Source organism: Ruegeria sp. ABM4_193 (assembly GCF_056158705.1).
This window is the reverse complement of record NZ_JBSWTT010000001.1, coordinates 2,139,167-2,165,771: the sequence shown is the minus strand read 5'-3', so window position 1 is coordinate 2,165,771 and position 26,605 is coordinate 2,139,167. Positions and strand designations below refer to the sequence as shown.

Genomic DNA, 26,605 nt, shown 5'->3' with positions numbered 1-26,605 from the left:
CGGGCGTCTTTATCGTGCCGGGGCGTGACTTGACGTCAAACTGCAGCGTGATTGTGTGTCCGTACGGATTGCCTGTTGCGCTGTTTCCTGCTGATTGCACCATCAAAGGGCGCAAATCGTTGCGAATTGACGGTTTTGCACCGCTTTTTTCGATCCGGACTGCTATTGGCCACGTATCGGGGTAGACTGGAAAATGAACATCAGTCGTATATAGTCCGACGATCAATCGAGGAACCGCAGCCGATGAACGTTCACCCGCGCGACATTGATGAAACTCCGGATCGGGAAAAGGCCGCCGAGGCACTTAAAGTTCTCCGGCAATGGGCTCAGTCGGCGTCTGCATCCGAGATCAGCCAATTGGACCCGGCTGTGGCCAGGTTGGTGCCCGGGTTGACCTCCGTGAATTACCCATCTCTTTCTCGCGAGTATCCTGAGGATTTTGCAGTCGATGCCGCGTATCGCGCGTCACTGCCAGATTTGCAGAATGGCCCGTCCAGCCTGATCCGTGGGGCCAAGCAGCAAATCCAGCATGTGGGCATTTCGAACTTCCGCCTGCCGATCCGTTTCCATCGGAAAGAGGGCGATGACCTGACGCTTGAGACTTCGATCACAGGTACTGTCAGTCTGGAGGCCGAGAAAAAGGGCATCAACATGTCCCGGATCATGCGGTCGTTTTACAAACATGCAGAACGTACGTTCAGCTTCGAGGTCATGGAAGCGGCGCTTGATGACTACATGACAGATCTGGACAGTTTCGATGCCCGGATTCAGATGCGGTTTTCTTACCCGGACAAGGTAATGAGCTTGCGCTCGGGTTTGGAAGGCTACCAATATTACGATATTGCCCTGGAATTGGTCGAGCAAAACGGTGTGCGCCAGAAGATTATGCATCTGGACTATGTGTATTCTTCGACATGTCCGTGCTCGCTGGAACTGAGCGAACACGCTCGTTCGATGCGCGGGCAGCTTGCAACGCCGCATTCTCAGCGCTCGGTCGCGCGGGTTTCCGTTGTGGTGGACTGCGATGCAGATTGCCTGTGGTTCGAAGATCTGATTGCGCTGTGTCGTCGTGCTGTTCCGACCGAGACGCAAGTCATGGTCAAACGTGAGGACGAACAGGCCTTTGCCGAGCTGAACGCCGCAAACCCCATCTTTGTCGAAGACGCTGCGCGCCTTTTCTGCGCTGAGCTGTTGGCGGATCACCATGTGGGCGATTTCCGCGTTGTCGCCAGTCACCAAGAAAGCTTGCACAGCCATGACGCCGTGTCGATTCTGACCGAGGGCCCAACGTTTGAGGCATCCAGCCTGGACCCCAGATTGTTCACAACCCTGTTTCATGTTGGGTGAATCGCGCCGTGTAAGCGGCTAGAATTTAATCAGAGTTTCTGGCCGCAAGCGTTCTTTCGCCGCAATGCAGCAAAAATGCTGCACTTGCGCATTCTTTGCCTGTATATTCGAAGGGAATGCAGCAGACGTATGCCTGCCTTCGGGAAGGTGTGCGTCCCCGAAAGGAAACCGAGACGTGACACGCCTTGGACTGCAAGATCTAGATCACCGCCCGATACATCGGTGCGGGCAGGGCACCTTACCCAAAAAATTCGGGCTGCATCGTTATTACAGGAGAAACATGTAATGAATCCGATTACCCAACCGTTGGAGCTTCAGGCTGCGGCGTTTCGATTGGCGGGCTATGCCGTGGTCAATCAAATGAAGATCATGCAAATCGTAGCTCGTTCAGCGTTCGAATTGCCGATGGCACCTGTGCAAGCACTGCATGCGGCCGCATCAGCTCCGGCGCCGGTCGCTGAAAAGCCAGTCAGAAAACCGACGGTGAAGGCCGAACCTGCTGCTTCTAAGGCCAAACCTGCTGCTTCGCGTGTGCAAAAACCAGCGACCAAAAAGGCCACGGTTGCGAAAAAACCAGTAAAGAAGGTTGTGGCGGCTGCGCCCAAAACAAAACCGGTTGAGTTTTCCGCCAAGCCGCGCGCTGCCGCTGTGGCAAAGGTTGAGCCGGTCGTGAAGGCCAAGCCCGCGCCAAAACCAGCCCCGCAGGCCAAAACAGAAGAAAAACCTGCCGCACCCGTTGCCAAGCCAGCAAAACCTGCGGCGCGAAAGGCGACCCCCGCTTCGTCTTCTACCGTTAAGGCAACTCCGGCGAAAAAATCTCCGGCCCGGGCTGCAGCGCCTGTAGCCAAGACACCTGCGGTCCAGCCAAAAACCGCTACGCCGTTGGAAAAAGCGGTGTCGACTCGCGCGAAACCTGCGCCCCGCACACGCAAAGCGGCTTCGCCTAAACCTGCGGCGTCTGCCACCCAATCAAAGCCAGAGGCGACAGCAGAGAAGCCCAGCCCGCAGACGCGTAGAACCCGTGCACCGTCCAAACCTCCGGCGATGCCCGGGGCAGATACGAAATCCGACGCTTAACCCGGATCATCTGCTTGACACTGTCGGGTTGGCGCGCCAACGCTGCGCCTCATGATGGATCTTCGCCCGGTCGGATATGTGATTGGCTTGCTGGTCGCCATTCTTGGGGCGACCATGCTGTTTCCTATGCTCGCCGACATGATCGAGGGGCGGGGGGAATGGCATGTGTTCCTGGAAAGCGCGATCATCACGATGCTGACCGGGTCGGTTCTGGCGATGAGCTGTTCCAACGGCGTGGGCGAGGGACTGACCATCCGGCAGACCTTTTTGCTGACAACCGGCGTATGGGTCGCATTGCCGGTATTTGGTGCAATCCCGTTTCTGTTCGGTGAAACCGAACTGCGGTTTGTCGATGCCTATTTCGAGGCCATGTCCGGCCTCACAACAACAGGCTCAACCGTCATAACCGGGCTGGATACACTGCCACGGGGGCTTTTGCTGTGGCGCGGTATTCTGCAATGGTTGGGCGGCATCGGTATCATCGTGGTCGCGATGGTGTTCCTGCCGGAATTGCGGGTGGGTGGTATGCAAATCTTCCGTTCGGAAGGGTTTGAAACCATGGGGAAAATCCTTCCGCGCGCGCAAGAGATCGCAGGCCAGATTTCCCTGATCTACGTGTTCCTGACTGTAGTATGCGCGCTGGTCTACGCTGCATTCGGGATGAGCTTTTTTGATGCCACCGTCCATTCGATGACCACCATCGCGACGGGTGGATTTGCCAACTATGACGCGTCATTTGCAACATTCTCGGGCCCGGTGGAATACGCGGCTGCGGTGTTTATGATTCTGGCGGCGTTGCCTTTCGTACGGTATGTTCAGCTTGCCAATGGCCAGACCTCTTCCTTGTGGGAGGACAGCCAGATCCGTGCCTTTATCGCGACCGTTCTGGTGCTGGTCGTGATTATGACCATCTTTCTTACTTCGGTCTTCCCGCACCATTGGGAACAAGCTTTCCGCGAGTCCCTGTTCAACATCACCTCGATCATCTCGGGCACCGGGTATGCCAGTGTTGATTACATGGGATGGGGCAGCTTTCCGGTTATGTTGTTTTTCCTGATCGGGCTTATTGGCGGCTGCGCAGGATCCACAGCATGTTCAATCAAGATCTTCCGATATCAACTGCTGCTGGCGTCAATCAAAACTCAGATCAGGCGGATCCGGTCCCCTCACGGAGTTTTTGTCCCGCTTTACGACGGACGGCCCGTGGGGCGCGATGTTCTGACCTCGGTCATGAGCTTTTTCATGTTCTTCGTTCTGTCGATGGGCGTGTTGTCCTGGGCACTGGCGCTGACGGGGCTGGACTTCATCACGTCCGTGTCCGGGGCAGCAACCGCATTGGCCAATGTCGGCCCCGGTCTGGGCAGCCAGATTGGGCCCGCAGGCAATTTCGCGGGCCTCAATGATACGGCCAAGTGGCTGCTGACAATCGGAATGCTGGTTGGGCGGCTTGAACTTCTGGCCGTTTACGCGATCTTCACCGTTCAATTCTGGAGAAACTGATGAAAAGACCCCTTGGCGCGCAAATTTCGCATATGCTCAAGGATCGTGGCGTGGATGTGATCTTTGGCATTCCGGGCGTCCATAATCAGGAAATGTATCGCGGCATCGAAGAGGCGGGCATTACCCATGTTTTGGCGCGACATGAGCAAGGGGCAGGGTTCATGGCAGATGGCTACGCGCGCGCCACAGGCCAGCCGGGTGTTGCCTATGTCATCACCGGGCCCGGTTTGTGCAATATCATGACACCGATTGGTCAGGCCTACAGCGACTCTGTCCCGATGCTGGTGTTGTCTTCTTGTCTTGATGAAACGCAGGCAATGCGTGGCCAGTTGCATCAGATGAACGATCAGCGTGTCGCTGCCGGGACGGTTGCCGATTGGTCGGCACAGGCCGAATCCGCCACAGCAGCCTATGGGCTGGTAGAACGTGCTTTTGAAGAGTTCGAGCTATCGCGACCACGGCCCAAACACATTCAGGTGCCAATTGCGCAGTTGGAGGCGGATGCCGAGCCCGCGCCATTTCCAAACCAGCCAGCGCTGCGCACCAAGGCGTTGCCGCCTGATGTGTCATCCGTTGTTTCGATGCTGAACCTGTCACGCAGGCCATTGTTCATTTTGGGCGGGGGTTGCAAGTCCAACGACTGGCGGCAAATTTTGACACAGTTGGGCGCTGCTTGCTTTACCACCTACGCCGGGCGCGGGATGCCGGGCGCGAACTACCCGCTGGATTTCGGATCCATGCTGCCGCGCCCTGGAAGCGCCGAAGTCATAGCCTCGGCGGACCTGGTGATTGCTGTTGGCGCTGAGCTGGGCGAAGTTGATTTGTGGCGGCATGAGCTTGGACACAAAGCGACGCTGATCCGTGTGGATCTGGACCCCGAAGTTCTGTCTGATCGCCACCGGGCCGCAATCAAGCTCCAGACAGACAGCCAAAGCTTTGCCCGCGCATTGTGGCACGCGACTGCTGACATGAAACCCGCGACCGGATGGTCGGCCGATGAGGTCGCCGTTGCGCGTGCCCGCTGGCGCGCCGAGGTAGACGCCGAGAGGCCCGGAATTGTGCCGGTTGCGGACGCGCTGCGCGAAGCCATGCCAGCAGATACAATGATCTATTCGGACATGACGCAGTTCGCCTATGTCGCGAAAGAGGTTTGGGACATGGCCTATCCTCATCACTGGCATCACCCTACGGGGTTCGGCACCCTTGGCTACGGGTTACCTGCCGGAATTGGTGGGGCAGTGGCACGACGTGGAAAGCCAACGGCAGTTATCGCCGGGGACTATGGGTTTCATTACACGATGCAGGAACTGGGTGTTGCGGTTGAGTTGGGTTTGTCTTTGCCAATCATCCTATGGGACAATGGCAAGCTGAAAGAAATTGAAGACAGCATGGTGCGCAGTCAGATCGCACCGAATGCTGTGGTTGCTCGAAACCCGGATTTCTGCAAATTGGCTGAGGCTTTCGGTGCCTTGTCGGCGGCACCTTCGACATTGGCAGAAATGCAGAGTGCCACCCGCGCCGCCTTCGACGCACCGGTCCCGACGCTTATCCATGTGACGCCAGACATTCTGTAAAAAAAGCGCCGCGCGGGTGCGCGGCGCTTGGAAATTTGCAGTTGGCTGCGGTTTATTCCCAGCAGTGCACCAGAACCGTCATGCCTGTTGCGCGTCGGCTCAATTCATTGGGCGAAATCTGTGTGGTTTCCTCGCCCGACAGACCGGACACGCCAGCCTGAGCCAGAATTTCTGTCAGCCGCTCACCGGTGGCTGCCAGACTGACAGATGCAGGCAGACTGCGACCTTCGGACGGGGGCGGCAGCAACATGCCAACCACATTGCCGCTGTCATTAAACACCGGACCACCGGCATCACCGGGCAGCGCGCTTAGTGCCAGACGTTTGACACCAGCTTCACCGTTCAACCCGCGGACATCGGCAACTTGCCCAAATGTCAGCGTTGGCGCGCCCAATGCGCCCTGATACGAGAAGCCTGACACCGCGATGTCGGACTGAAGACGCGGCAAGGCCGGGCTGAATGCAGCCACGCTCATTGGCGCCAACGCCTTGGCCGGGCGCAGAACAGCAACGCCTACTTCGTCGTCTGCCACGGCAAGCTGCACCTCTTGATCGCCATCCAGTGTGATACGGGTGCAATTTTCGACAGCTTCCGAAACCGTCAAGACAGTTCCCTTGTCATCCGCAAAGAAACCCGAACGCGACAGGCGGGGCTTGCGGATCTGAAGGCCGGAGACAAGGTCAATGCTCTGCTCTGCGTTCAAACCTGCTGCAGCGTCAAGCACCGCGTCGGTTGTGTCAAAACTGGACGCCATAGCTGCCAAAACCCGCAAACGACGCGCTTCATCCCCCTCGGGCCACACCAGGGTGAACCCCTTGATCTTCCCATCGGTCAGGCGTGCCTGTGTGAAGGACACAACCCCGTTTCCGCGCCCTTCAAGGGTGAAGCGATCTCCGCGCAGTTCACGCGGACCATTGAGGGGAACGATCTCTAGCGACTGCATGACCTCATACAGGGCCCGAAGCGTGCGCTTGTCGCCGTCCTGGCTGATCAAAAGCGCCTTGGCGTTCAAATCGGATGCGCTGTTGAAATGCACGAAAGGGGCCTGATACCGGTCAAAGCTGACGGCACCCAGCGGGAAGTCCATTGTGATCCCAGCTGCGTCATCGCTGTAGCGGGCCATGCCGACACTTGTCAGCGGCGCGTTATAGTCGTCCATCAGTGCTTTGCGCTGCGCGGTGGTCAGAACGCCAGTTGCTTCATATCCGTTAAAGCGTTGCCAATCTCCCATCGAGCGGCGCGTTCCCTGACCAAAGGCCCCGTCAATGGTCGAGTTATAAAACCCCGCCGCCTGCAAGGCCGTTTGCAGGTTTCTGCGTTCCTGCGCGGTCAGCAGACGTTCGGATTGCAAGGCTTGTGCCCGCGTTTCATCTGCGTCCTGAGAGGGCGCGATTGTCAGCGTATCTTCTGCCTGAGCAACTGGCGCAACCGGTGCCGCGACGGTGCCACGGTTCAGCACGTTTGCCCCAACAGGCCAGAATTGTTGCCCCAGTCCGCTGGAAAAGGCGATGAAACTGTCGCGGGGGATTTGACCCTCGGACCGATAGACCTGCAGCACCTGTTGCGCATCCGGGCGCGCATATGGGCCGACCACGATTGCATACCATCCGCTGTTCAGTCTGAAACCGTTCACATCAGGCAACGCAGTCGCATAAGCCTGCGCCCGTTCCTGCGCTTCTTGCAGCGTTGGCTGGGCTTCAATTTGAACCCAGACGCCGGGGTCTTGTTGAGCGGATGCGGCGCGTAGGCCGACCACAAGAAATAATAGAATTGCTGAAAATACGCGTGTCATTGTCTGCCCGTGTTTTGCAGTGTTTGTGCTTTGGCGCAGGGTACGCGATTTCCAGTGCTAAATACCATGCTGCTTGTACGGGGAATTTGTGGTGTGGCCGCGCAGATACAGCCATGGGGCAAAGCCCCGTTGACGCCCCTTGGCCCCTTGCATAGGAAGGGCCAAACCGACCGGAACCGGGCGTAAGGATGCCCAGAGGGAATGCCATGACCGAACCGAACAGCGCACCGCGTTCATTTCAGGAGACTATCCTGCGGCTTCAGACCTATTGGGCCTCGAAAGGCTGCGCGATTTTGCAGCCCTATGACATGGAGGTCGGGGCAGGGACCTTCCATCCTGCGACCACTCTGCGGGCGCTGGGGTCCAAGGCCTGGGCCGCAGCTTATGTTCAGCCATCGCGCCGCCCGACGGATGGGCGCTATGGCGAAAACCCAAATCGTTTGCAGCATTACTATCAGTACCAGGTGCTGATCAAACCCAGCCCGCCCGATCTGCAGGAGCTTTATCTGGGCAGCCTCGAAGCCATCGGCATCGACATGGATCTGCATGACATCCGGTTTGTCGAAGATGACTGGGAAAGCCCCACCCTGGGTGCCTGGGGTCTGGGTTGGGAAGTCTGGTGTGATGGTATGGAAGTCAGCCAGTTTACCTATTTCCAACAGGTCGGCGGGCATGATTGCGCACCTGTCTCGGGTGAACTGACCTATGGTCTGGAGCGTCTGGCGATGTATGTTCTGGGTGTCGACCATGTGATGGACATGCCGTTCAACGACCCGCAATCCCCCAGCCCGCTGACATACGGTGACATCTTCAAGCAAACCGAAGAGGAATACGCACGCTGGAACTTTGACGTTGCCAATACCGAGGTTCTTCTGCGTCATTTCGAAGAGGCCGAGGCTGAATGTGCTGCCATTCTGGCGCAAGAGCATGATGATCCTAAAACCGGCAAGCGCATCATCATGGCGCACCCGGCTTATGATCAATGCATCAAAGCCAGCCACATCTTCAACCTGCTGGATGCGCGCGGGGTGATTTCGGTGACGGAACGACAGGCTTACATTGGTCGCGTTCGGGCGCTGGCAAAGCAATGCGCGGATGCGTTTGTTCAGACCGAGGCGGCCGGGTTCCAAGCCTGATGGGCCAATCAGGCCAGCCCCGGCAGCAGCGCTTTGAGGCCATCCGCGATCATACTGATCGCGATGGCCGACAAGATCATACCCATAAAGCGGCTCATGATCACACGCGCGTTGCCCGACAGGCGTTCGGCCAGCCACGCTGCATTCCAGAAGGTGACCAGCAAAAGCGCGACGACCAACAGAAATACGCCAACAAATACAATCGCTTCGGCAGGATTCTTTACGTGATGCGCGTACAGGATCAAAGTCGTAATGGTTCCGGGCCCAACAAGAATGGGAAAGGCCAGAGGGTAAAACGCTACGGTTTCAGCTGTGTGGTATTCTTGTTTCTCGTCTTCGGTTCCGTGGTGCGACGTACTCTCGTTGCCGTTGAGCATGTTGAAACCGATCATCAGAACGACCAGACCGCCGGCGACACGCAAGTGATCAACCGTTATGCCGAACAAGCCAAGTGCCTGACTGCCCACGGCTGCAAACGCTCCACCCAGGATCAGGCAGTAGAGGGATGTTTTGATCGCAACTTTGCGCTGATCAGAGGCGGACAGGTTCTGCGTGACACTCAGAAATACCGGCAAGTTCGTCACTGGATTCATGATGGCAAAAAGCGCGCCGAAAAATCCAACGGCAAGGGTGGTATCCATACTTTTCGCCTCGGGTCGTTCTGTTCTGCGCTGAAATGTGGCCTATTTCTGAAAGACTTGAAAGTCCTTGCATGAAGGGAAGCATCGAAAGATGACTGGTAAAATTCTGGCGATCATCCTGCTTTTGTCCGCAGCCCTTGCAGGCGCAGGCATGTATTACTTGCAGGTCTACGGGTATTATTACGATGTTGAACCCCGTCCGGGTGAGGATGTTGTCTTGTTGGCTGACGCAGCACAGCCGCCGGTTGCTATTCCTTATTCTTCGTTTCAGGCCATAGACGCAGACAGCTCTCCGATCCGATACCGCGCCTGTTTTGAAACCGACATCGCGCTGGACGAGTTGCGGGCCACTTATGTGACGGCGGAAGAGGCGACACCACTGACCGCGCCGGGCTGGTTTGACTGTTATGATGCGGTCGGTCTGGCTGACGATCTGAAATCCGGCAAGGCCCAAGCCTTTATTGGCCAGAAAAATGTGCATTACGGCGTCGATCGCATCGTGGCCATCACTCAGGACGGCAAAGGTTTTATCTGGCACGTTCTGAACAATTGCGGCGAAAAGGCCTATGACGGTACGGTGGTCGGAGAGGAGTGCCCCCCGCGCCCCGAGAACTGAGGAACTTGCCTTGGCCGACGCAGTAACAATCCCGGATTTCATCACGGCGACCATGGGTTTTGCTGTCTATCTGCTGGGCGCGCAGATCAACAGCAGGGTTGCGATGCTACGGCAATTCAATATCCCTGAACCCGTTACCGGCGGGCTTCTGGCATCGCTTGTCGTTCTGGCCCTGTATCTGGTGTTCAACCTCGAACTGTCCTTCGAACTGAACACCCGCGATTCCCTACTGGTTCTGTTTTTCGCCGGGATCGGCCTGAATGCGCGGTTTTCTGATTTGATTGCGGGCGGTAAGCCTCTGCTCATTCTCCTGATTTTGACGCTCGTGACGATCATCGCGCAGAACGTGATCGGAGCGGCAGGCGCGTCGTTGTTTGGGTACTCCGCGCAAGCCGGCGTTCTGTTCGGATCCGCTGCCCTCATCGGCGGGCACGGGACCGCGATTGCATGGGCGCCAGAGGTTGCAGGGGCAACCGGTTTGGAAGGCGCGACCGAATTGGGCGTTGCGGTTGCGACGTTGGGCCTTGTTCTGGCGGCTTTGGTCGGAGGCCCGATCGCGCGCCTGTTGGTTGAAACGCGCAATCTGACGCCTGATCGACCCGATGAGGAACATACGGTCGGGCTGCCCGATGATGAGCCAAAGCTTTCGGGCATCGACCATATCTCGATCATGCGCGTGCTGCTGCATCTGAATCTTGCGGTCATTTTTGGCTTTATATTGGGCGAGGCCATTGCCGCTGCTGGGCTGAAGCTGCCCTTGTTTGTGCCCTGCCTTCTGATGGGCATCGTGATTTCGAACCTGAGAACGGCCTTGGTGCCGTCCGCCCCACCTGTTGCACGGACGCCCTCGCTGGCTTTGATCTCGGAATTTGCATTGGGTGCGTTTCTGGCGATGTCCCTGATGAGCCTTCAGCTTTGGACAATTGCCGAATTGGGGATGGCTATTGCCGTGATCATGTCGGCACAGACACTGTTCACGGTTGTCTTTGTAATTTGGGTGCTGTTTCCGCTTATGGGTTCAAACTACCGCGCGGCGGTGCTGGCTGCGGGTTTTGGGGGCTTTGCTTTGGGGGCCACACCCACTGCAATTGCAAATATGACCGCCGTGACCAAGCGATATGGTCCATCGCCTATTGCCTTTATTGTGCTCCCCCTTGTATCCGCCTTCTTTGTGGATATCGCAAATGCCATCGTCATTCAGACGATCGTCAATTTCTAAGGACCAACAATGCCTGACCTGCTGATCGAACTGTTTTCCGAGGAGATCCCCGCGCGCATGCAGACCCGCGCCGGTGAGGACCTGAAAAAGCGGATCACCGATGGTTTGGTCGAGGCCGGTTTGACCTATGCCGGGGCTGCCGCCCTGACCACGCCGCGCCGCTTGACGCTGGTGGTCGAAGGCCTGTTGGCTGAAAGCCCCACCATTCGTGAAGAGCGCAAAGGCCCCAAGGTCGGCGCGCCGGACAAAGCCATCGAAGGGTTCCTGCGTGGCGCTGGCCTGACCCGCGATCAGTTGGAAGAACGCGATACACCCAAAGGCGCGGTTTACTTTGCCACCATCGAAAAGGCAGGGCGCCCAGCGGCTGATATTGTGGCTGAGGTGCTGGAAGCCACCATCCGCAACTTCCCATGGCCCAAATCCATGCGGTGGGGCAGTGGTGCCATGCGTTGGGTCCGTCCGCTGCATTCGATCCTGTGTATTCTGAATGATGAAGCAGGCTCGCAAACCGTGCCGCTTGAGGTCGAGGGCATAGCATCGGGGGACACGACCGCTGGCCACCGTTTCATGGCGCCGAACCGGTTTTCGGTATCGTCGTTTGACGATTACGCTGCCCAATTGAAGCGCGCATTTGTCGTGCTGTCGCCCGACGAACGGGCCGAGCATATCTGGAACGACGCCCAGAACATGGCCTTTGCCGCCGGTCTGGAAGTGGTGGAAGACAAGGGCCTTCTTGCAGAAGTCGCCGGGCTGGTCGAATGGCCTGTGGTGCTGATGGGGCAGATCGACGAGGAATTCCTCGAATTGCCGCCCGAGGTGCTGCAAACCTCGATGAAAGAGCACCAGAAGTTCTTTTCCGTGAAAAACCCCAAAACCGGACGCATCGAGCGCTTCATCACTGTCGCCAACCGCGAAACCGCTGACAACGGCGCGACCATTCTGGCGGGGAACCAAAAGGTGCTGTCGGCCCGTCTGGCCGATGCGAAATTCTTTTGGGAGAATGACCTGCGCGTTGCCAAATCGGACATCGCCCAATGGACCCGCGCACTGGAGAATGTGACCTTCCACAACAAGCTGGGCACCCAGGCCGAGCGCATCGACCGCATCGCCGCGCTGGCCCGCGAACTGGCCCCGGTGACCGGAGCGGATGCCGATCAGGCCGAGAAAGCCGCGCGTCTGGCAAAGGCCGATCTGAGTTCCGAGATGGTTTATGAGTTCCCTGAACTTCAGGGTCTTATGGGCCGCTACTATATCGAAGCCTCAGGCGAAGACGCCGCAGTGGCTGCCGTGGCGGATGAGCACTACTCACCGCTGGGTCCATCGGACGACGTACCAACTGCACCGCTTTCGGTGACCGTGGCGCTGGCTGACAAGCTGGATACGCTGGCTGGGTTCTGGGCGATTGATGAGAAGCCGACCGGTTCGAAAGATCCGTTTGCACTGCGCCGTGCGGCGTTGGGAGTTATTCGTTTGGTGCTGGGTAACGATCTGCGCATCAGTTTAGACCGTTTCTTTGATAGCCAGTTAGTGCGGGCAGAGAACGCCATCAATGAGGCGCTGCCGGATGCAAATGTGCGCGACCTTCTGGAGGAAATTGCAGATCACGGTGTATTTGGCGGGGCTTTTCAGGCTGTCAAAGAAAGAATTGGCGGATCGCCTGCGGCGGCATTTCTTGAGTTAGAGGAAAAGGTTCCTGACGCATCCGATGACCTCCTCTCCTTCTTCCACGATCGTCTGAAGGTCTTTCTCCGCGACGAGGGCATCCGCCACGACATCATCGACGCCTGTATCGCGATGGAGGGGAATGACGACCTCAACCTGCTGGTAAAACGCGCCCGTGCTCTGAATGCGGTGATCTCGACCGAGGATGGCGAGAACCTCGTGCAGGGCTTCAAGCGCGCCAACAACATCCTGACGCAGGCCGAAGAGAAGGATGGCGTCGAATACTCCTATGGTGCGGATGTGAAATTTGCTGAGACGGACAGCGAAAAGGCGCTGTTTGCCGCCTTGGATCAGGCACAGGCGCAGATTGACCCCGCGCTCAAGGCTGAGGATTTCCCGACTGCCATGACCGCCATGGCCGCCCTTCGCGGGCCGGTGGATGCGTTCTTTGAGGATGTGCAGGTCAATACCGACAATGACATCCTGCGGCGCAACCGCCTGAACCTGCTCAGCCAGATCCGCACGGTCTGCTCCAGCGTGGCTGATCTGACCAAGATTGAAGGTTAAATCTCTGGGCGCGCGGCAAATGCGCGCCCAGAACGCCCTTGCGCGAAAGGCGCAAGCGCTTATGCTGCACGCAAACCAAAAGGTGCTGCAGTGCAGAATAATCCGCATACCACGCTCATAACCTCCGACGCGCCGGTCACGGCCCATACCCATGGCGGGCGGGCCAAGTGCCTGCAACGGCTGGTCCGTCTTGAATTGCCTGTTCCGCGAACGGTCGCGCTGTCCTTTGACTCTGTGCACCAGATTGCCGAAGGCGAGATCCCGAACCTGGCCGCGATCCTCGAACAGTTTGACCCGGCGACGTTGCTATGTGTTCGGCCCAGTTCCGAGGACCCGGATTGGGGCGGACCCGGGGCAGTTCTGAACATCGGCATGAACGATGCACGCTATGTGGATCTGTCGGAAAACATGGGGGCCGAAGCGGCTGCCGCACTGTATCTGAGGTTTGTGCAAAGCTACGCGATCCACGTGGCACGCCTGGATCCTGATGTGTTTGACGACATCGAACTGGACGGAAGCGAGGGACTGCGCCTTTCGTTGCGGGCCTATGAAGATGAAACCGACGAAGCCTTTCCGCAAGACCGCGGAGAACAGTTGATCGGTGTGCTACGGTCTATGGCACGGGCGTGGGATGGAACCTCGGCGCGCTTGTTGCGGCAGGCCAAGGGGGCACCGGCAGATGCCGGACTGGGGCTGGTCATTCAGGAAATGATCCCCGGTGTCGGGCAGGGCGAATGTGGCTCTGGTGTTTTGCAACTGGTTGATTCCACAACCGGGATGCAGCAGATCACCGGTCGTTATCTGAGCCAAAGTCAGGGCCGGGATGCGTTGGGTGAAGATGTTGCCGCGCTGTTTCTGGAAAAAGACCCGCGTGGCCCATCGCTTGAGGAAGTTGCACCCGAAGCATTTTCTGAACTCAAGGAACAAGCCGCTTTGATGCGCGCAAAACTGCGCGAAGAAATGCAGGTCGAATTCGTTATTCAAAACGGTGACGTGCACATCCTGGATGGCGTGCGCGTACAGCGCAGCGCTCGCGCGGCTATGCGGATTGCGGTGCGTCTGGCGGAGGACGGGATAATCCCGCCGCAAGAGGCGGTCATGCGTGTTGACCCCCACGCGCTGAACGAACTTCTGCACCGGCAGGTGCATCCGGATGCACGACGCGATGTTCTGACAACTGCCATTGGCGCTAGTCCCGGTGCTTCGACCGGCAAGATCGTGTTCACCTCAGCTGAGGCGCAGGCAAGTGCCGCGCGTGGCGAAGCCTGTGTTCTGGTGCGTCGCGAAACTTCGCCCGAGGATGTGCGTGGAATGCATGCAGCTGTGGCCGTTCTGACAGAAAAAGGCGGGATGACCAGCCACGCAGCGGTGATCGGGCGCGGACTTGGGTTGCCCTGTATCGTCGGTGCGTCTGACATTCGGTTTCAGACCAAGAAGAAGATGCTGACAGCACCGGATGGTCGCGTCTTTAAAACCGGCGATGTTTTGACCATCGATGGCAGCTCGGGGCAGGTGCTGGCGGGGCAGCCTGCAATGCTCGAGGCGGCGCTCGACGACTGTTTTCAAACGTTGATGGCCTGGGCCGATGCAGAGCGTGACATTGATATTCGTGCCAATGCTGACACCCCCGCCGATGCGCAGACTGCCCGGAATTTTGAGGCGCAGGGGATCGGATTGTGCCGCACCGAACACATGTTCTTTGATCCCGGCCGTCTGATCGTAATGCGCGAAATGATCTTTGCTCAAACCTCATCTGGTCGCGCGGCGGTGCTGGAACGATTGTTGCCGATGCAACGCGAGGACTTTGTGCAACTTTTCCGTATCATGGAAGGCAAGCCGGTCTGTATTCGCCTGTTCGACCCGCCGCTGCACGAATTTCTGCCCACGACCCGCAGCGGGCAAAGAGAATTGGCCGAAGCACTTGATCTGCCTGTTTCAGATGTCGAGCGCCGCGTTGCTGCCATGAGCGAATACAACCCAATGCTGGGTCTGCGCGGCGTGCGTCTGGGCGTAACCGTGCCGGAAATCTACGACATGCAGGCGCGCGCGATTTTCGAAGCAACGTTGGAGGCCCGGAAAAACGGGGCTGCAGTTGTGCCCGAGGTCATGATCCCTCTGGTTTCGGCAAAGCGCGAGGTTGAGCTGGTAAAATCCCGCATCGACTCGGTCGCAGCGGCCGTTGCGTCCGAGCAGGGGCAGGAATTCGACTATCGGCTGGGCGTAATGGTTGAAACGCCACGCGCCTGTCTGCGAGCAGAAGAGATCGCCCCGCAAACGGCGTTTATGAGTTTTGGTACAAACGACCTGACTCAGATGACTTATGGCCTGTCGCGGGATGATGCCGGTCGTTTCATGTCAGCTTACGTGCGGCAGGGCGTCTTTGGCGAAGATCCGTTTCACGTCCTTGACCCGGACGGGGTGGGGGAGTTGTTGAAACTGGGGGCCGAACGCGGACGCTCTGCAAAACCTGACGTGACCTTGTCTGTGTGTGGCGAACATGGCGGAAACCCCGAATCAATCGCGATTTGCCGGGATCTGGGGTTTGACTACGTGTCGTGCTCTCCGTTCCGGGTTCCGGTCGCTCGGCTGGCTGCCGCTCAACTGGCGATTTCGTCCAGACTTGGGGGTTGACAGAGCACGATATCCCAAGGATTAGTGGGTTATCTGATCACTCGTGGGCGATTTAAATCTTCGCTACGGGCGGATTTTTACTTGCTTTTTCCGAAAGACTGGACGTTTGCGCTCGATTGCGCTAGATGCCTCGTCGCGCCCGCCGGGGGAGGGTATGGCGCGAGAAGTGCCTGTGCGAGGTTATCTGATGCTACGTTATATACTGGCTGCTGCCACTTTGGCGGCAACCATGCTGCCAAGTGCGTCCTTCGCCGAGAGGGAAGCAACCGAAACCGCAAAGCAAGAGCTTGTGGCCCGTAACGAATTGCCGGGTCAGAGCTTTCGTGACTACTTCAAGCTGTTCCAGCCGCGCAAAGCCGCGCCTGTCCAAGTGAGCTATTCCAAGGACTGGCTTGACCAGCAACCGAAAGCCACCGGTGACGAGAACTGGAAGTGCCTGTCTGAGGCACTGTACTTTGAAGCGCGTGGTGAAAGCGTGCGCGGACAGTTCGCCGTTGCCGAGGTTATCCTGAACCGGGTCAAAAGCAGCCGCTTCCCGGACTCACTCTGTGGTGTAATCCGTCAGGGTACGGGTAAAAAATACCAGTGCCAGTTCACATACACATGCGATGGCCGCAAGGAAGTCATCCATGAAAAGAAAGCCTATGAGCGCGTGTCAAAAGTGGCCCGTGCGGCGATTGACGGTGTAGCCAAAGAGCTGACCGAAGGGGCGACCCATTATCACACCACTGCAGTGCGTCCGTCCTGGTCGCGCGTTTACAAGCAGACTGCGCGGATTGGTGTGCACATCTTCTATCGCCACAACTATCGGACAGCGAGCAACTGATTGACGCACCCGCGCTGGAAGCTTGATGGCGCGGGGAAAGTTGCAGTCTATATTACGGGCCAGGAGGCCCGTAATGCTTTTTACACGAAGACACATTCTGAAAACGGCTGCTGCAGCCGCGACGCTGCCGCTTGCGGCACGGGCCGATTTCCCGTCGCTTGAAGCGCGCGAAGCCCGGCAACGTGTTGCGCCTGACGGATTTCCTGACACAACAGTTTGGAGCTTCGATGGCTCTGTCCCCGGAACCACCATAAGAGTCGGGCAGGGCAGACGTGTTCAGCGCAAGCTTGTGAATCAGCTTCCCCAACCGACCTCGGTTCATTGGCACGGAATCCGAATAGAAAATGCCATGGATGGCGTACCCGGTTTGACGCAAAACGCGGTCGAAACGGGAGGTTCCTTTGACTATGACTTCGTCGCCCCTGATGCCGGGACCTATTGGTACCATTCGCATAACAGGTCAATGGAACAGGTTGCGCGGGGCCTTTATGGGCCGCTGATCGTGGAAGAGGCACAAACGCCAGATATCGATCAGGACCTGATACTGATGCTGGATGATTGGCGGTTAGACCCGGAAACGGCACAGATAACAAACGATTTCGACAACGGCCATGACCTGAGCCACGCCGGTCGGCTCGGCAATATCGTCACCGTAAACGGGTCGTTTGATCCAGCGTTTTCTGTGCAAAGGCATGAACGCCTTCGACTGCGCTTGATCAATGCCTCTAACGCCCGGGTCTATGATCTGGATCTCGACGGTCTTTCAGGTTGGATCGCTGCCCTCGACGGCATGCCGCTGGAAACTCCGTTACAACTGTCAGGATCGTTCCCATTAGCACCTGCACAACGTGCGGATCTGATTGTCGACGTCGTCACCGAAGGTGATACCGCCAGTCTCGTCAGTGTTGAACGGGATGGTGCCTTTGGTCTGGCGCGGTTCGACGTTACAGGCGACGCCGCAAAGGCGCAAAGGCAGAGCGTGTCAGCATTGCCGCCCAATCCTTTGCCGGAAATCAAAAATATTGAAGATGCACCGTTGCATAAAATGGTTTTGCAGGGCGGCGCGATGCGATGGTTGGAAAGCGCGCGGCTTGGCGCAACCGAGTTGTCAGGCCGTGAACTGGCACAGCTGGGTCGGTTCTGGGCGCTGAACGGTCATGCAGAACGGCCCGATGATCCATTTCTGGATGCCGCTATCGGCAGCCTGCACAGGGTGGAGTTCGTGAATGAAACAGCCTTTCCACACGCGATGCATTTGCATGGGCATCACTTCCGCTTGGTTCTGGATGACGGTTCCCTTGGCCCTTGGCGCGACACTGTTCTGGTGGGGCGGGGGCAAACTCGCCAGATCGCTTTGGTCGCGCACAATCCGGGCGACTGGCTTTTGCATTGCCATATGCTGGGACACGCCGCATCCGGCATGATGAGTTGGTTTAGGGTCGCCTGACGCCGCAATCGGCGGTTGGAATGGCGCTTGTTTGAGTGCTATAGGCCCCGGCAAAGCCTATAGTAGGCAATCTTTGCAACGAGCCCGAAAAGGCCTGACCCATGAGTTCTGAAATCCGCCTGGCATTTGCACACCCCTCTGAGAGGTCCGAGGCGACTTCTCCCCGAGGACCGCTGGATCGCATTTCGCTGCGCGATCACATCGTTGAAGTCGAAATCGGTGCCTTTCAGGCCGAACGGGGCACAACCCAACGGATTTGCTTTAACATCGTGGTCGAGGTGCGCCCGCTGACTGCCGATATTGACGACGACGTTGATCGGATCCTGTCCTATGACCGGGTCACTGAAGCCATAGCCTTTGAATTGGCTGCAGAACGCTTGAACCTGCTCGAGACGCTTGCGGAACGCGTGGCGGAGCGTATTCTTCTTGAGCCTCAGGCCGTAAGGGTCTTTGTTCGCATCGAAAAACTGGATCGCGGTCCGGGGGCTTTGGGTGTTGAAATCGTACGCGGGAAGGACTCGGTCCATCACGAAATGGTCGAAGAGGAACGCCCGCATCCGCGTCTTGTGTACCTGTCGAACGAAGCCATTTCCTCGAACAATCTGACCGGTTGGATAGACCAGTTGGAGAACCGCCAGCGCCCGTTGATCCTGTGCGTCGGGGCGTCGGATCTGGACGCGCCCCAAACTGGCCACGCGATGACGCAGCGCCGTATCGATTTGTTGGCCATTGAGCAGAATGCTTGGGTTCTGGCGGCACGAGATCACCGCTGCGTGGTGGTTTCGACCCGGACGGAACTGGATTGGGCGATGAAGAACGGACAGATCTGTGTTTGGGCCCCGTCCAAGATTGTGTTGGATGCGGTTGACGGTCCTTCTGCTGCGCCATCTGATGCTGTGGCCCTTGCTGCCTGGTTCGCAGCAACCTTTGAAGCCAGCGAAATGCTGGTGATTGGCGGCGCATTGCCGAAAGAACCCAAAACGCCCTTGCGCGCGGTTGCCGTGGATCAGGCCCAGCTGTGAGCATCTATTACAGACCACTGGTTCAGCATGGCCCTGTACGCCCTGCAGGCGCCGTGCCGCTGGCGGGTCAACCGCTTTGGTTCACCCATGTTGAAGCCTTGCGGCGCGGGGCGGACCCTGAGGTTATTGCGGTATCAGAGGTTCCGTCTGACTATCTTGGCCGTTTGACCCAAGCGCGGACTGACATTGCGGGCCTGGACATGCAGGTGCCACATATCATGGGCATTTTGAATGCCACGCCGGACAGCTTCTCGGATGGGGGCGTCCACAGCTCGGCAGAAGCCGCGCGTACGGCCGCCGCAGATATGGTCGCGCAAGGGGCCACGATTTTGGATATTGGTGGGGAATTTACCCGCCCCGGCGCTGATTTTGTGCCAGCTGACACAGAAATCGCCCGCACACGCCCTGTGATCGAGGCGATCCGGGCGGAAACGGATGCTCTGATTTCGATCGACACGCGCAAGGCCAATGTGGCCAAAGCTGCCTGCGATGCCGGGGCCGGGTTGGTGAACGATGTTTCAGGCTTTACCTTTGATCCAGATCTGGCACCGTTTTGTGCAGCACAGGGCGCCCCGGTTTGTGTCATGCACATGCAGGGCGATCCGGCCACGATGCAGGACAATCCGCATTACGACGATGTCTTGCTGGATGTGTATGACTTTCTGGAGAACCAGATTGCACTGCTGGAGGGCCTTGGCCTCAGCCGTGATCTGATCCTTGTTGATCCCGGCATCGGCTTCGGCAAGACCGAGGATCACAATCTGACCTTGCTGCGCAATCTCAGCCTGTTTCACGGTTTGGGCTGCCCGATCCTGCTTGGCGTGTCGCGCAAAGGTTTCATTGGTTCGATCGGGCAGGAGCCGCGCAAGACGGCGCGTGCACCGGGATCAATTGCGGTGGCTTTGGCAGGATTGTCTCAGGGCGTGCAAATCATTCGCGTGCACGACGTGGCCGAGACCTCTCAGGCCTTGCGCCTATGGGCTGCTGTCCGGTAATCCGGTCTCACGACAAATCACGGAGTGACACGTATGCGCAAGCTGTTCGGAACTGACGGGGTGCGGGGCACCGCCAACACGCATCCGATGACGGCGGAAATGGCCTTGCGCATCGGGGCTGCGGTTGGGCGTTACTTTCGCCGTGACGCGACGGGTGTGCACCGGGTTGTCATCGGTAAGGATACGCGCCTATCCGGTTACATGCTGGAAAACGCGCTGACGGCGGGTCTGACCTCGACGGGTATGAATGTGCTGCTTCTGGGGCCCGTACCAACGCCTGCCGTTGGTCTCATGACGCGGTCCATGCGTGCCGATCTTGGGGTCATGATCTCGGCCAGCCATAATCCGGCAGAAGACAATGGCATCAAGTTTTTTGGACCCGATGGCTATAAGCTGTCGGATCAGGCCGAGATCGAGATCGAACGGTTGATCGACGAAGGCGTCCAGCCCGCTCAGGCACAAAATATTGGCCGGGCGCGTCGTGTCGATGATGCGCGGTTCCGCTATGGTGAGCGTGTGAAATCCTCCTTGCCGCGCGACGTCAGTTTGGATGGTCTGAAAGTGGTCATCGATTGCGCAAACGGCGCGGCCCACCGCACTGCGCCCGAGGTTTTGTGGGAACTGGGCGCTGATGTCATTCCGGTCGGTGTCGCGCCCAACGGCAAGAACATCAACCTCAATTGCGGATCCACAAAACCGCAACTGGCCGCAGAAACGGTTGTGGCCCACGGTGCAGATGTTGGCATCTGTCTGGATGGCGATGCGGACCGGGTTGTTGTGGTCGACGAAACCGGTCAAGTGGCTGACGGTGATCAGCTTATGGCGTTGCTTGCGACGGCATGGAAGAGGTCGGATCAGTTGAAGGGCGATGCTCTGGTGGCGACGGTAATGTCCAATCTGGGGCTAGAACGCCATCTGTCAGGGCAAGGGTTGCGTCTGGAGCGCACAGCTGTTGGCGACCGCTATGTGGTCGAGCGGATGCGGGAAGGTGGGTTCAATTTGGGTGGCGAACAATCCGGCCATATCGTGATGAGCGATTATGCCACCACTGGTGACGGGCTTATGGCGGGCCTGCATTTTCTGGCTGAAATGGTTTTGTCGGGGCGCAAGGCTTCGGACCTGTCGAAACAGTTTGAAACGGTGCCGCAGTTGCTAAAAAACGTGCGCTATACCAGCGGGCAAACTCCGCTAGAGGTTCAGAGTGTTCAGGCCGCCATCGCAGATGCCGAAGCGCGGCTGAACGGGCAGGGTCGGCTGCTAATCCGCAAATCCGGGACCGAACCGCTGATCCGCGTCATGGCAGAGTGCGAAGACGACGGGTTGCTGACCCAAGTTGTTGATAGCATCGTAGCCGAGGTCGAAGCCGCCACGGGTTAACGTCCAAACAGAACCTTGCGCAGGCTGAACCATTGGCTGATCGCCATGCCGGTCAGGATCAGGCCCAAGGCAATGTAAAAGCGCAGGGGCAGGGCCTCGGACAGGATCCATGCGCCGAACACCATCGACCAGATTGGAACCTGATAGTTCACCAATGTCAGGAAAACCGATCCGGCGCTGCGGGTGATCGAAACGCGCAGCAGGGTAGCAAAAGCGGTTGGGACCAATCCCAACACAATCAAGGCGATTGTCGGGCGTGGTCCTTGCCACGTCGGCAGACCTTCGGTGAGCAGCATGATCGGTAACAGAAGTATGGCCCCGACGACCAGTGTCAGGGCCGCCAGCACCACGGGATCGACCGGGGGGCAACGCCGGGTCATCACAGAAGAACTGGCGTAGCACAGTGCCGCGGTAATACAGGCCAATTGTGCCAACGGTTCCGCCCCTTGACCCAACTTTGCAAGGCCGGGACCGATCAGGACCAATGCGCCTGAGAACCCAAGGCACACCCCCAGAAAACGACGCAGGTTCAGCGGTTCATCCGAGAAGAAATGCGCAAGCGGCAGCACCATCAACGGGATCGCGGCCATGGATAGACCTGCAAAAGCCGAGGGCACAAATTGCTGTCCCCAACTTAGCAACATGAATGGAACGGCTGTGGACAGGACACCGATCAGCACAATCGAAGTGCTAAGCGCTGGTGTCAGAACCGGCAATTTGCGACCGGTCGCCCACATCAACAGCAGCAGGGTCACAGCGCCCAGCGTCGTCCGGGAGGTCGCAACTGTGATCGGGCCGTAGCCTTCAAGCGCCATGGCAACGACCATGAAGGTCGCGCCCCAGATAAGGCCCAGCGTGAAAACGCCGCTCCAGTCCTGTTTTGTAGGCTGTGGCACCATTTGTTTGTCCTGCTGCGGCTGCGTGAAACGTAAAAAAGTTAATCTGACCGGGTGTTTATGTGCTGCGCCGCTTTTTTGTGCAAACGAAAAAGGGCGACCACCGGGGCCGCCCTTGTGCTGACAGAGGTCAGATTAGTTCTTTTCTTTGTCGACCATTTTGCCGGCCGAAATCCACGGCATCATGCCGCGCAGTTTCGCACCGGTTTCTTCGATCATGTGCTCGTCATTGGCGCGGCGCGAAGCCTTGATGGTCGGCTGGCCAACAGCGTTTTCCAGCATGAAGTCGCGAACGAATTTACCCTGCTGGATGTCGTTCAGAACCTCTTTCATACGCGCTTTGGTTTCGTCGTATTTCAGGATACGCGGGCCGGTGACGTACTGGCCGTATTCGGCGGTGTTCGAGATCGAGTAATCCATGTTGGCGATGCCGCCTTCGTAGATCAGGTCAACAATCAGCTTCACTTCGTGCAGACACTCAAAATAGGCCATTTCCGGCGCGTAACCGGCTTCGACCAGAGTTTCAAAGCCGCAACGGATTAGTTCGACCAGGCCGCCGCACAGAACGGCTTGTTCGCCGAACAGGTCGGTTTCGCACTCTTCGCGGAAGTTGGTTTCGATGATTCCCGAGCGGCCGCCACCAATGGCCGAGCAGTAGGACAAGCCGATTTCCAGCGCTTTGCCTGTCGCGTCATTGTCAACGGCGACCAGGCAGGGCACGCCGCCGCCCTTGGTGTATTCGCCACGTACGGTGTGACCGGGGCCTTTGGGCGCCATCATGATGACGTCGACGCCTTCTTTCGGCTCGATCAGGCCGAAATGGACGTTCAGGCCGTGAGCGAACGCGATCGCAGCACCCGGCTTGATGTTGTCGTGGACGTATTTCTTGTAGGTTTCAGCCTGCAGCTCGTCGGGCATGGTGAACATGATGACGTCACACCAGGCTGCCGCTTCGGCGATGCCCATGACTTCCAGACCTTCCGCTTCGGCTTTCTTGGCCGAAGGCGAGCCTTCGCGCAGGGCGATGACCAGGTTCTTGGCACCCGAGTCACGCAGGTTCAGCGCGTGGGCGTGACCTTGCGAGCCATAGCCCAGGATGGCCACTTTTTTGTCTTTGATCAGGTTGATATCGCAATCGCGATCGTAATAGACGCGCATTTCGCCGGTCCTTTCAGGTTAGATTGCGGCGGTTTTACATGCCTGATCGTGTGTTGGCGATAGCGTTGGGCTTGAGTATTTGTGAAAAAGGTGAAGAATAATTCGAAAATAGTGAGAAAAGTAAAAAAATCATGCTTGATGACATTGACCGGCGTATCTTACGCCACTTTCAGGCCGCGCCTAGCCTGACAACAGCGGAACTGGCTGATCTGTGCCGGATCAGCGCCGGTGTCTGTTGGCGGCGGATCGAAAAGATGCAGGCGGCCGGGATCATCCAGGGACAAGAGGCCGTGATTGACTGGACCGCCATGGGTTATGCGGTCGAGGTTTCACTTCGGATCACGCTGGACAAGACACAGGCGCGGGCCTTTGACGAGTTTACCGAGGCCGCGCGCGATGTGGCCGAGGTGGTTGAGATCCAGACCTTTCTGGGACGTGTGGATGTACGCCTTTCGGTCATTGCCAAGGACATGAACCACTACCAACAGCTGTATCGCGATCGGATTCTGACCTTACCTCATATCGCCGACATCGAAGCGCTGATGCATATCGCGCGGGTCAAACGGGATGAGGTGCTGCCGGTATGATCGAGTTGGACGAAGTTGACCGCCGCTTGATGCGCGCTCTGCAGCAGGACGCGACACAAAGCGCGGGTGCGTTGGGGCGCAGGTTTGGATTGTCTCAACCCGCCACCTGGCGGCGTATCCGCCGGTTAGAAGAAGCAGGGATCATCAAGGGGCGGCGTTTGCGCTTGAACGCCGAGGCGCTTGGCTTTGGGGTAACGGTGTTTCTGGGTGTGAAACTCGGGCGAAAAGGTCAGATCAGTCTTGAGGATTTTGAACGCGCCGTAAGTGCCATTCCCGAGGTGCAGACCGTCGAGCATGTTCTGGGCTTATATGATTATCGCCTGCGCGTTGTCGCACGGGATTTATCTGATTTTGAACGTGTGTTGCGGCGCCGGATCATGACCTTACCCGGTGCAGGGGATGTCGAGGCAAACGTTTTGCTGAGCGAAGAACGCTTGCCCGGACCGCTTGGTTGAGATGCCTCAGTATTTTGTACGGACGCAATATCCCGGATGGTGGGTCATACGGGCGAACGTCAAAGGTTTATCCTCTTTCCACGTGGTGCGTTCCATCTGAATCATGGAAGTGCCCGTTGTAGTGCCCATAAACTCTGCCAGTTTTGCGTCGGCTGAGATCGCGCAGAAGGCGATTTCGGCCTCGGTGAACGGGGCTGCGTGCAGTAGCCATTCATGCGGCCCTTGTCCGCTCAGGTCAGCGGTTTCCACATCCGGGACCGCGTCGATATTGATCCAGCGCTCTTCCAACTGAAACGGTCGGTTGTCCGCGTAGTGCATACATGTGACATGCAGAACGCGCATGTCATTGGGCAAATCCAATTGCGACGTCAGCCAGCCGGGGCTTTCCACGACGTTACGCTCGACCAAGGCATAGCGATAGGTCGCGTTTTGGCTTTCAACCATTTGACGGGCCAGAGAAAACTCAAGCTTGGCGTGTTTGCTGGGTTCTTTCTTGACCCGCGTTCCGCTTTTGCGTTTGCGCTCAACAAATCCTTGTTCGGCCAATTCCCTCAAGGCGCGGTTCACAGTGGCACGTGCGCAATTGAACTCTTCGGCCAATTGCGTTTCGGTTGGTAAAAGCGACCCTTGCGGCCAGACGCGGCTTTCAATACGCCGTTTAACTTCGTCTCGAACGGACTGGAAGCTTATCCGCTTTTGTATAGTCACGGGTAGAATTATCCCTTCAAGTATAAAGTGTGTGCATCTGTTCAGAAGCAAGCAGAAGTGTAAAGGGGAAGGTGACACTACTTGGCGTCATTTATGGTTATTTCAGCAGGATCTGGCGCAGCATTTGTGATTAAACGCAGCATGCCGTTGCGTCACCTTTTTTGTCGCGAAAGTGCTTTACGGGGGCTGGCAAAGAGATCAGGTTCTCGAAAACGTTTTTGGAAAGGATGAGGAATGCCAGCGTTATTGGATACCGTTGACCCGAACGGGCTTGAAGAGTTTTCGGTGGTGTTCACCGACCGCTCGCTGAACCACATGTCGCAGAAATTCCAACAGGTCATGCGCGACATCTCGGACATGTTGAAAGAGGTGTATAACGCTGAAGGCGTCGCTGTCATTCCGGGCGGTGGCACCTATGCCATGGAGGCCGTAGCCCGTCAGTTTGCGCGGGGGGCGGATGTTTTGGTGGTTCGGAACGGGTGGTTCTCGTACCGGTGGAGCCAGATCATCGAAAGCGGATCCCTGACGCCAAGCTCTACAGTTATGAAGGCCCGTCAGACAGGCAACTCCAGCCCGTCGCCCTTTGCGCCAGCCCCCATTGAAGAGGTTGTCGAAGCCATTCGGTCGCAAAAACCGGGCGTCGTGTTTGCCCCGCATGTTGAAACATCTGCCGGTGTGATTTTGCCCGACGATTATGTGACCGCTTTGGCGAACGCCGCGCATGAGGTTGGTGCGCTGATGGTGTTGGATTGTATCGCATCTGGGTGCGCCTGGGTGGATATGCGGGCGACAGGCGTCGATGTTCTGATTTCTGCCCCCCAGAAAGGGTGGAGCGCATCGCCTTGTGCTGGCCTTGTCATGCTATCCGAGCGGGGCGAAGCTCGTTTACAGGAAACAGACTCCGACAGTTTTGCAGTGGATCTGAAAAAGTGGCGTCAGATCATGCAGGCCTATGAAAATGGCGGTCATGCTTATCACGCAACGATGCCGACCGACGCGTTGTTGGCCTTCCGCGATACCATGGCAGAGACCAAAGATTACGGGTTCGAGAAACTGCGTGAGGCGCAATGGGCGTTGGGAGATGGTGTGCGGTCCATGTTGAAGGACAAAGGCATCGTTTCAGTGGCTGCTGACGGTTTTGGCGCGCCCGGCGTTGTCGTCAGCTATACTTCGGACCCCGACATTCAGAACGGCAAGAAATTTGCTGCACTTGGAATGCAGATTGCCGCCGGCGTGCCCCTGCAATGTGATGAGCCCGAAGGGTTCAGCACCTTCCGACTGGGTCTGTTCGGGCTGGACAAGCTCTACGATGTGGATGGCACCATCGCGCGTTTGAAACGGGTGTTGGATCAGGTTCTGTAAACGAATCGGG

At 57.7% G+C, this 26,605-nt stretch carries 22 protein-coding genes; 16 read left to right on the top strand and 6 right to left on the bottom strand.

What is annotated here, in order from left to right:
- The first annotated feature begins 243 nt into the window (after positions 1 to 243).
- On the top strand, positions 244 to 1,347 hold the full coding sequence (gene folE2, locus ACXADZ_RS10785; RefSeq protein WP_171669604.1) for a GTP cyclohydrolase FolE2: 1,104 nt from the start codon (positions 244 to 246) through the stop codon (positions 1,345 to 1,347).
- Positions 1,348 to 1,703: 356 nt separating this feature from the next.
- On the opposite strand, the gene ACXADZ_RS10780 is transcribed toward folE2, so the two are convergent.
- Positions 1,704 to 2,381: a hypothetical protein gene (locus ACXADZ_RS10780; RefSeq protein ID WP_475196217.1), complete on the bottom strand. Its 678-nt coding sequence runs from the start codon at positions 2,379 to 2,381 to the stop codon at positions 1,704 to 1,706.
- A 94-nt stretch (positions 2,382 to 2,475) separates the two neighbouring features.
- On the opposite strand from ACXADZ_RS10780, the gene ACXADZ_RS10775 reads away from it, so the two are divergent.
- Both ACXADZ_RS10775 and ACXADZ_RS10770 read left to right on the top strand, forming a co-directional pair.
- Complete coding sequence (locus tag ACXADZ_RS10775) at positions 2,476 to 3,924, top strand: TrkH family potassium uptake protein (RefSeq protein ID WP_171089358.1); 1,449 nt, start codon at positions 2,476 to 2,478, stop codon at positions 3,922 to 3,924.
- On the top strand, positions 3,924 to 5,498 hold the full coding sequence (locus ACXADZ_RS10770; RefSeq protein WP_171089360.1) for a thiamine pyrophosphate-binding protein: 1,575 nt from the start codon (positions 3,924 to 3,926) through the stop codon (positions 5,496 to 5,498). The genes ACXADZ_RS10775 and ACXADZ_RS10770 overlap by 1 nt, the downstream gene beginning before the upstream one ends.
- A gap of 52 nt (positions 5,499 to 5,550) precedes the next feature.
- Here ACXADZ_RS10770 and ACXADZ_RS10765 read toward each other — a convergent pair whose 3' ends face one another.
- Positions 5,551 to 7,290: a serine protease gene (locus ACXADZ_RS10765; RefSeq protein WP_475196213.1), complete on the bottom strand. Its 1,740-nt coding sequence runs from the start codon at positions 7,288 to 7,290 to the stop codon at positions 5,551 to 5,553.
- A 206-nt stretch (positions 7,291 to 7,496) separates the two neighbouring features.
- Between ACXADZ_RS10765 and ACXADZ_RS10760 the strand changes: the two genes are divergently transcribed.
- Positions 7,497 to 8,426 carry a glycine--tRNA ligase subunit alpha gene (locus tag ACXADZ_RS10760; protein ID WP_475196210.1) on the top strand — a complete coding sequence of 310 codons (930 nt, stop codon included), beginning with the start codon at positions 7,497 to 7,499 and terminating at the stop codon, positions 8,424 to 8,426.
- 8 nt (positions 8,427 to 8,434) lie between these two features.
- On the opposite strand, the gene ACXADZ_RS10755 is transcribed toward ACXADZ_RS10760, so the two are convergent.
- Positions 8,435 to 9,067, bottom strand: coding sequence for a MarC family protein (locus tag ACXADZ_RS10755; protein ID WP_475196207.1), 633 nt, complete (start codon positions 9,065 to 9,067; stop codon positions 8,435 to 8,437).
- Between the two features lie 91 nt (positions 9,068 to 9,158).
- On the opposite strand from ACXADZ_RS10755, the gene ACXADZ_RS10750 reads away from it, so the two are divergent.
- The 9 genes from ACXADZ_RS10750 to glmM all read left to right on the top strand — a co-directional run bounded on the left by ACXADZ_RS10750 (position 9,159) and on the right by glmM (position 21,429).
- Positions 9,159 to 9,683 carry a DUF6446 family protein gene (locus ACXADZ_RS10750; RefSeq protein ID WP_171089367.1) on the top strand — a complete coding sequence of 175 codons (525 nt, stop codon included), beginning with the start codon at positions 9,159 to 9,161 and terminating at the stop codon, positions 9,681 to 9,683.
- Positions 9,684 to 9,735: 52 nt separating this feature from the next.
- Positions 9,736 to 10,902, top strand: a complete 1,167-nt coding sequence (gene gltS, locus ACXADZ_RS10745) for a sodium/glutamate symporter (protein ID WP_475198559.1) — start codon at positions 9,736 to 9,738, stop codon at positions 10,900 to 10,902.
- 9 nt (positions 10,903 to 10,911) lie between these two features.
- Positions 10,912 to 13,131: a glycine--tRNA ligase subunit beta gene (glyS, locus tag ACXADZ_RS10740; RefSeq protein WP_475196203.1), complete on the top strand. Its 2,220-nt coding sequence runs from the start codon at positions 10,912 to 10,914 to the stop codon at positions 13,129 to 13,131.
- Between the two features lie 90 nt (positions 13,132 to 13,221).
- Positions 13,222 to 15,762 (top strand): putative PEP-binding protein, encoded by a 2,541-nt coding sequence (locus ACXADZ_RS10735; protein WP_475196200.1) that lies wholly within the window; start codon positions 13,222 to 13,224, stop codon positions 15,760 to 15,762.
- 187 nt (positions 15,763 to 15,949) lie between these two features.
- Positions 15,950 to 16,588 (top strand): cell wall hydrolase, encoded by a 639-nt coding sequence (locus tag ACXADZ_RS10730; RefSeq protein ID WP_475196197.1) that lies wholly within the window; start codon positions 15,950 to 15,952, stop codon positions 16,586 to 16,588.
- Positions 16,589 to 16,661: 73 nt separating this feature from the next.
- On the top strand, positions 16,662 to 18,035 hold the full coding sequence (locus tag ACXADZ_RS10725; RefSeq protein ID WP_475196195.1) for a multicopper oxidase family protein: 1,374 nt from the start codon (positions 16,662 to 16,664) through the stop codon (positions 18,033 to 18,035).
- A 101-nt stretch (positions 18,036 to 18,136) separates the two neighbouring features.
- Positions 18,137 to 19,057, top strand: coding sequence for a dihydroneopterin aldolase (locus tag ACXADZ_RS10720; protein ID WP_475196192.1), 921 nt, complete (start codon positions 18,137 to 18,139; stop codon positions 19,055 to 19,057).
- On the top strand, positions 19,054 to 20,052 hold the full coding sequence (gene folP, locus ACXADZ_RS10715) for a dihydropteroate synthase (RefSeq protein ID WP_475196189.1): 999 nt from the start codon (positions 19,054 to 19,056) through the stop codon (positions 20,050 to 20,052). Before ACXADZ_RS10720 ends, folP begins: the two co-directional genes overlap by 4 nt.
- 33 nt (positions 20,053 to 20,085) lie before the next feature.
- The gene (glmM, locus tag ACXADZ_RS10710) at positions 20,086 to 21,429 is read left to right on the top strand and encodes a phosphoglucosamine mutase (RefSeq protein WP_475196186.1); all 1,344 of its coding nucleotides are present in this window, start codon (positions 20,086 to 20,088) and stop codon (positions 21,427 to 21,429) included.
- Here glmM and ACXADZ_RS10705 read toward each other — a convergent pair.
- Together ACXADZ_RS10705 and ilvC are read right to left on the bottom strand one after the other, a co-directional pair.
- A complete protein-coding gene (locus ACXADZ_RS10705) occupies positions 21,426 to 22,328 on the bottom strand; it encodes a DMT family transporter (RefSeq protein ID WP_171182715.1) in 903 nt (300 codons plus the stop codon). The two genes, glmM and ACXADZ_RS10705, sit on opposite strands and share 4 nt — an antisense overlap.
- 132 nt (positions 22,329 to 22,460) lie before the next feature.
- On the bottom strand, positions 22,461 to 23,483 hold the full coding sequence (ilvC, locus tag ACXADZ_RS10700) for a ketol-acid reductoisomerase (protein WP_039534886.1): 1,023 nt from the start codon (positions 23,481 to 23,483) through the stop codon (positions 22,461 to 22,463).
- A 131-nt stretch (positions 23,484 to 23,614) separates the two neighbouring features.
- Here ilvC and ACXADZ_RS10695 point away from each other — a divergent pair, with 131 nt between their 5' ends.
- Positions 23,615 to 24,070: an Lrp/AsnC family transcriptional regulator gene (locus tag ACXADZ_RS10695; protein ID WP_475196179.1), complete on the top strand. Its 456-nt coding sequence runs from the start codon at positions 23,615 to 23,617 to the stop codon at positions 24,068 to 24,070.
- Positions 24,067 to 24,525 carry an Lrp/AsnC family transcriptional regulator gene (locus ACXADZ_RS10690; RefSeq protein ID WP_475196176.1) on the top strand — a complete coding sequence of 153 codons (459 nt, stop codon included), beginning with the start codon at positions 24,067 to 24,069 and terminating at the stop codon, positions 24,523 to 24,525. Before ACXADZ_RS10695 ends, ACXADZ_RS10690 begins: the two co-directional genes overlap by 4 nt.
- A gap of 6 nt (positions 24,526 to 24,531) precedes the next feature.
- On the opposite strand, the gene ACXADZ_RS10685 is transcribed toward ACXADZ_RS10690, so the two are convergent.
- Entirely contained in the window at positions 24,532 to 25,233 is a 702-nt protein-coding gene (locus ACXADZ_RS10685) for a GntR family transcriptional regulator (protein WP_475196173.1), read from the bottom strand.
- A gap of 234 nt (positions 25,234 to 25,467) precedes the next feature.
- On the opposite strand from ACXADZ_RS10685, the gene ACXADZ_RS10680 reads away from it, so the two are divergent.
- Entirely contained in the window at positions 25,468 to 26,595 is a 1,128-nt protein-coding gene (locus tag ACXADZ_RS10680) for an aminotransferase class V-fold PLP-dependent enzyme (RefSeq protein WP_475196171.1), read from the top strand.
- Positions 26,596 to 26,605 lie beyond the last annotated feature (10 nt).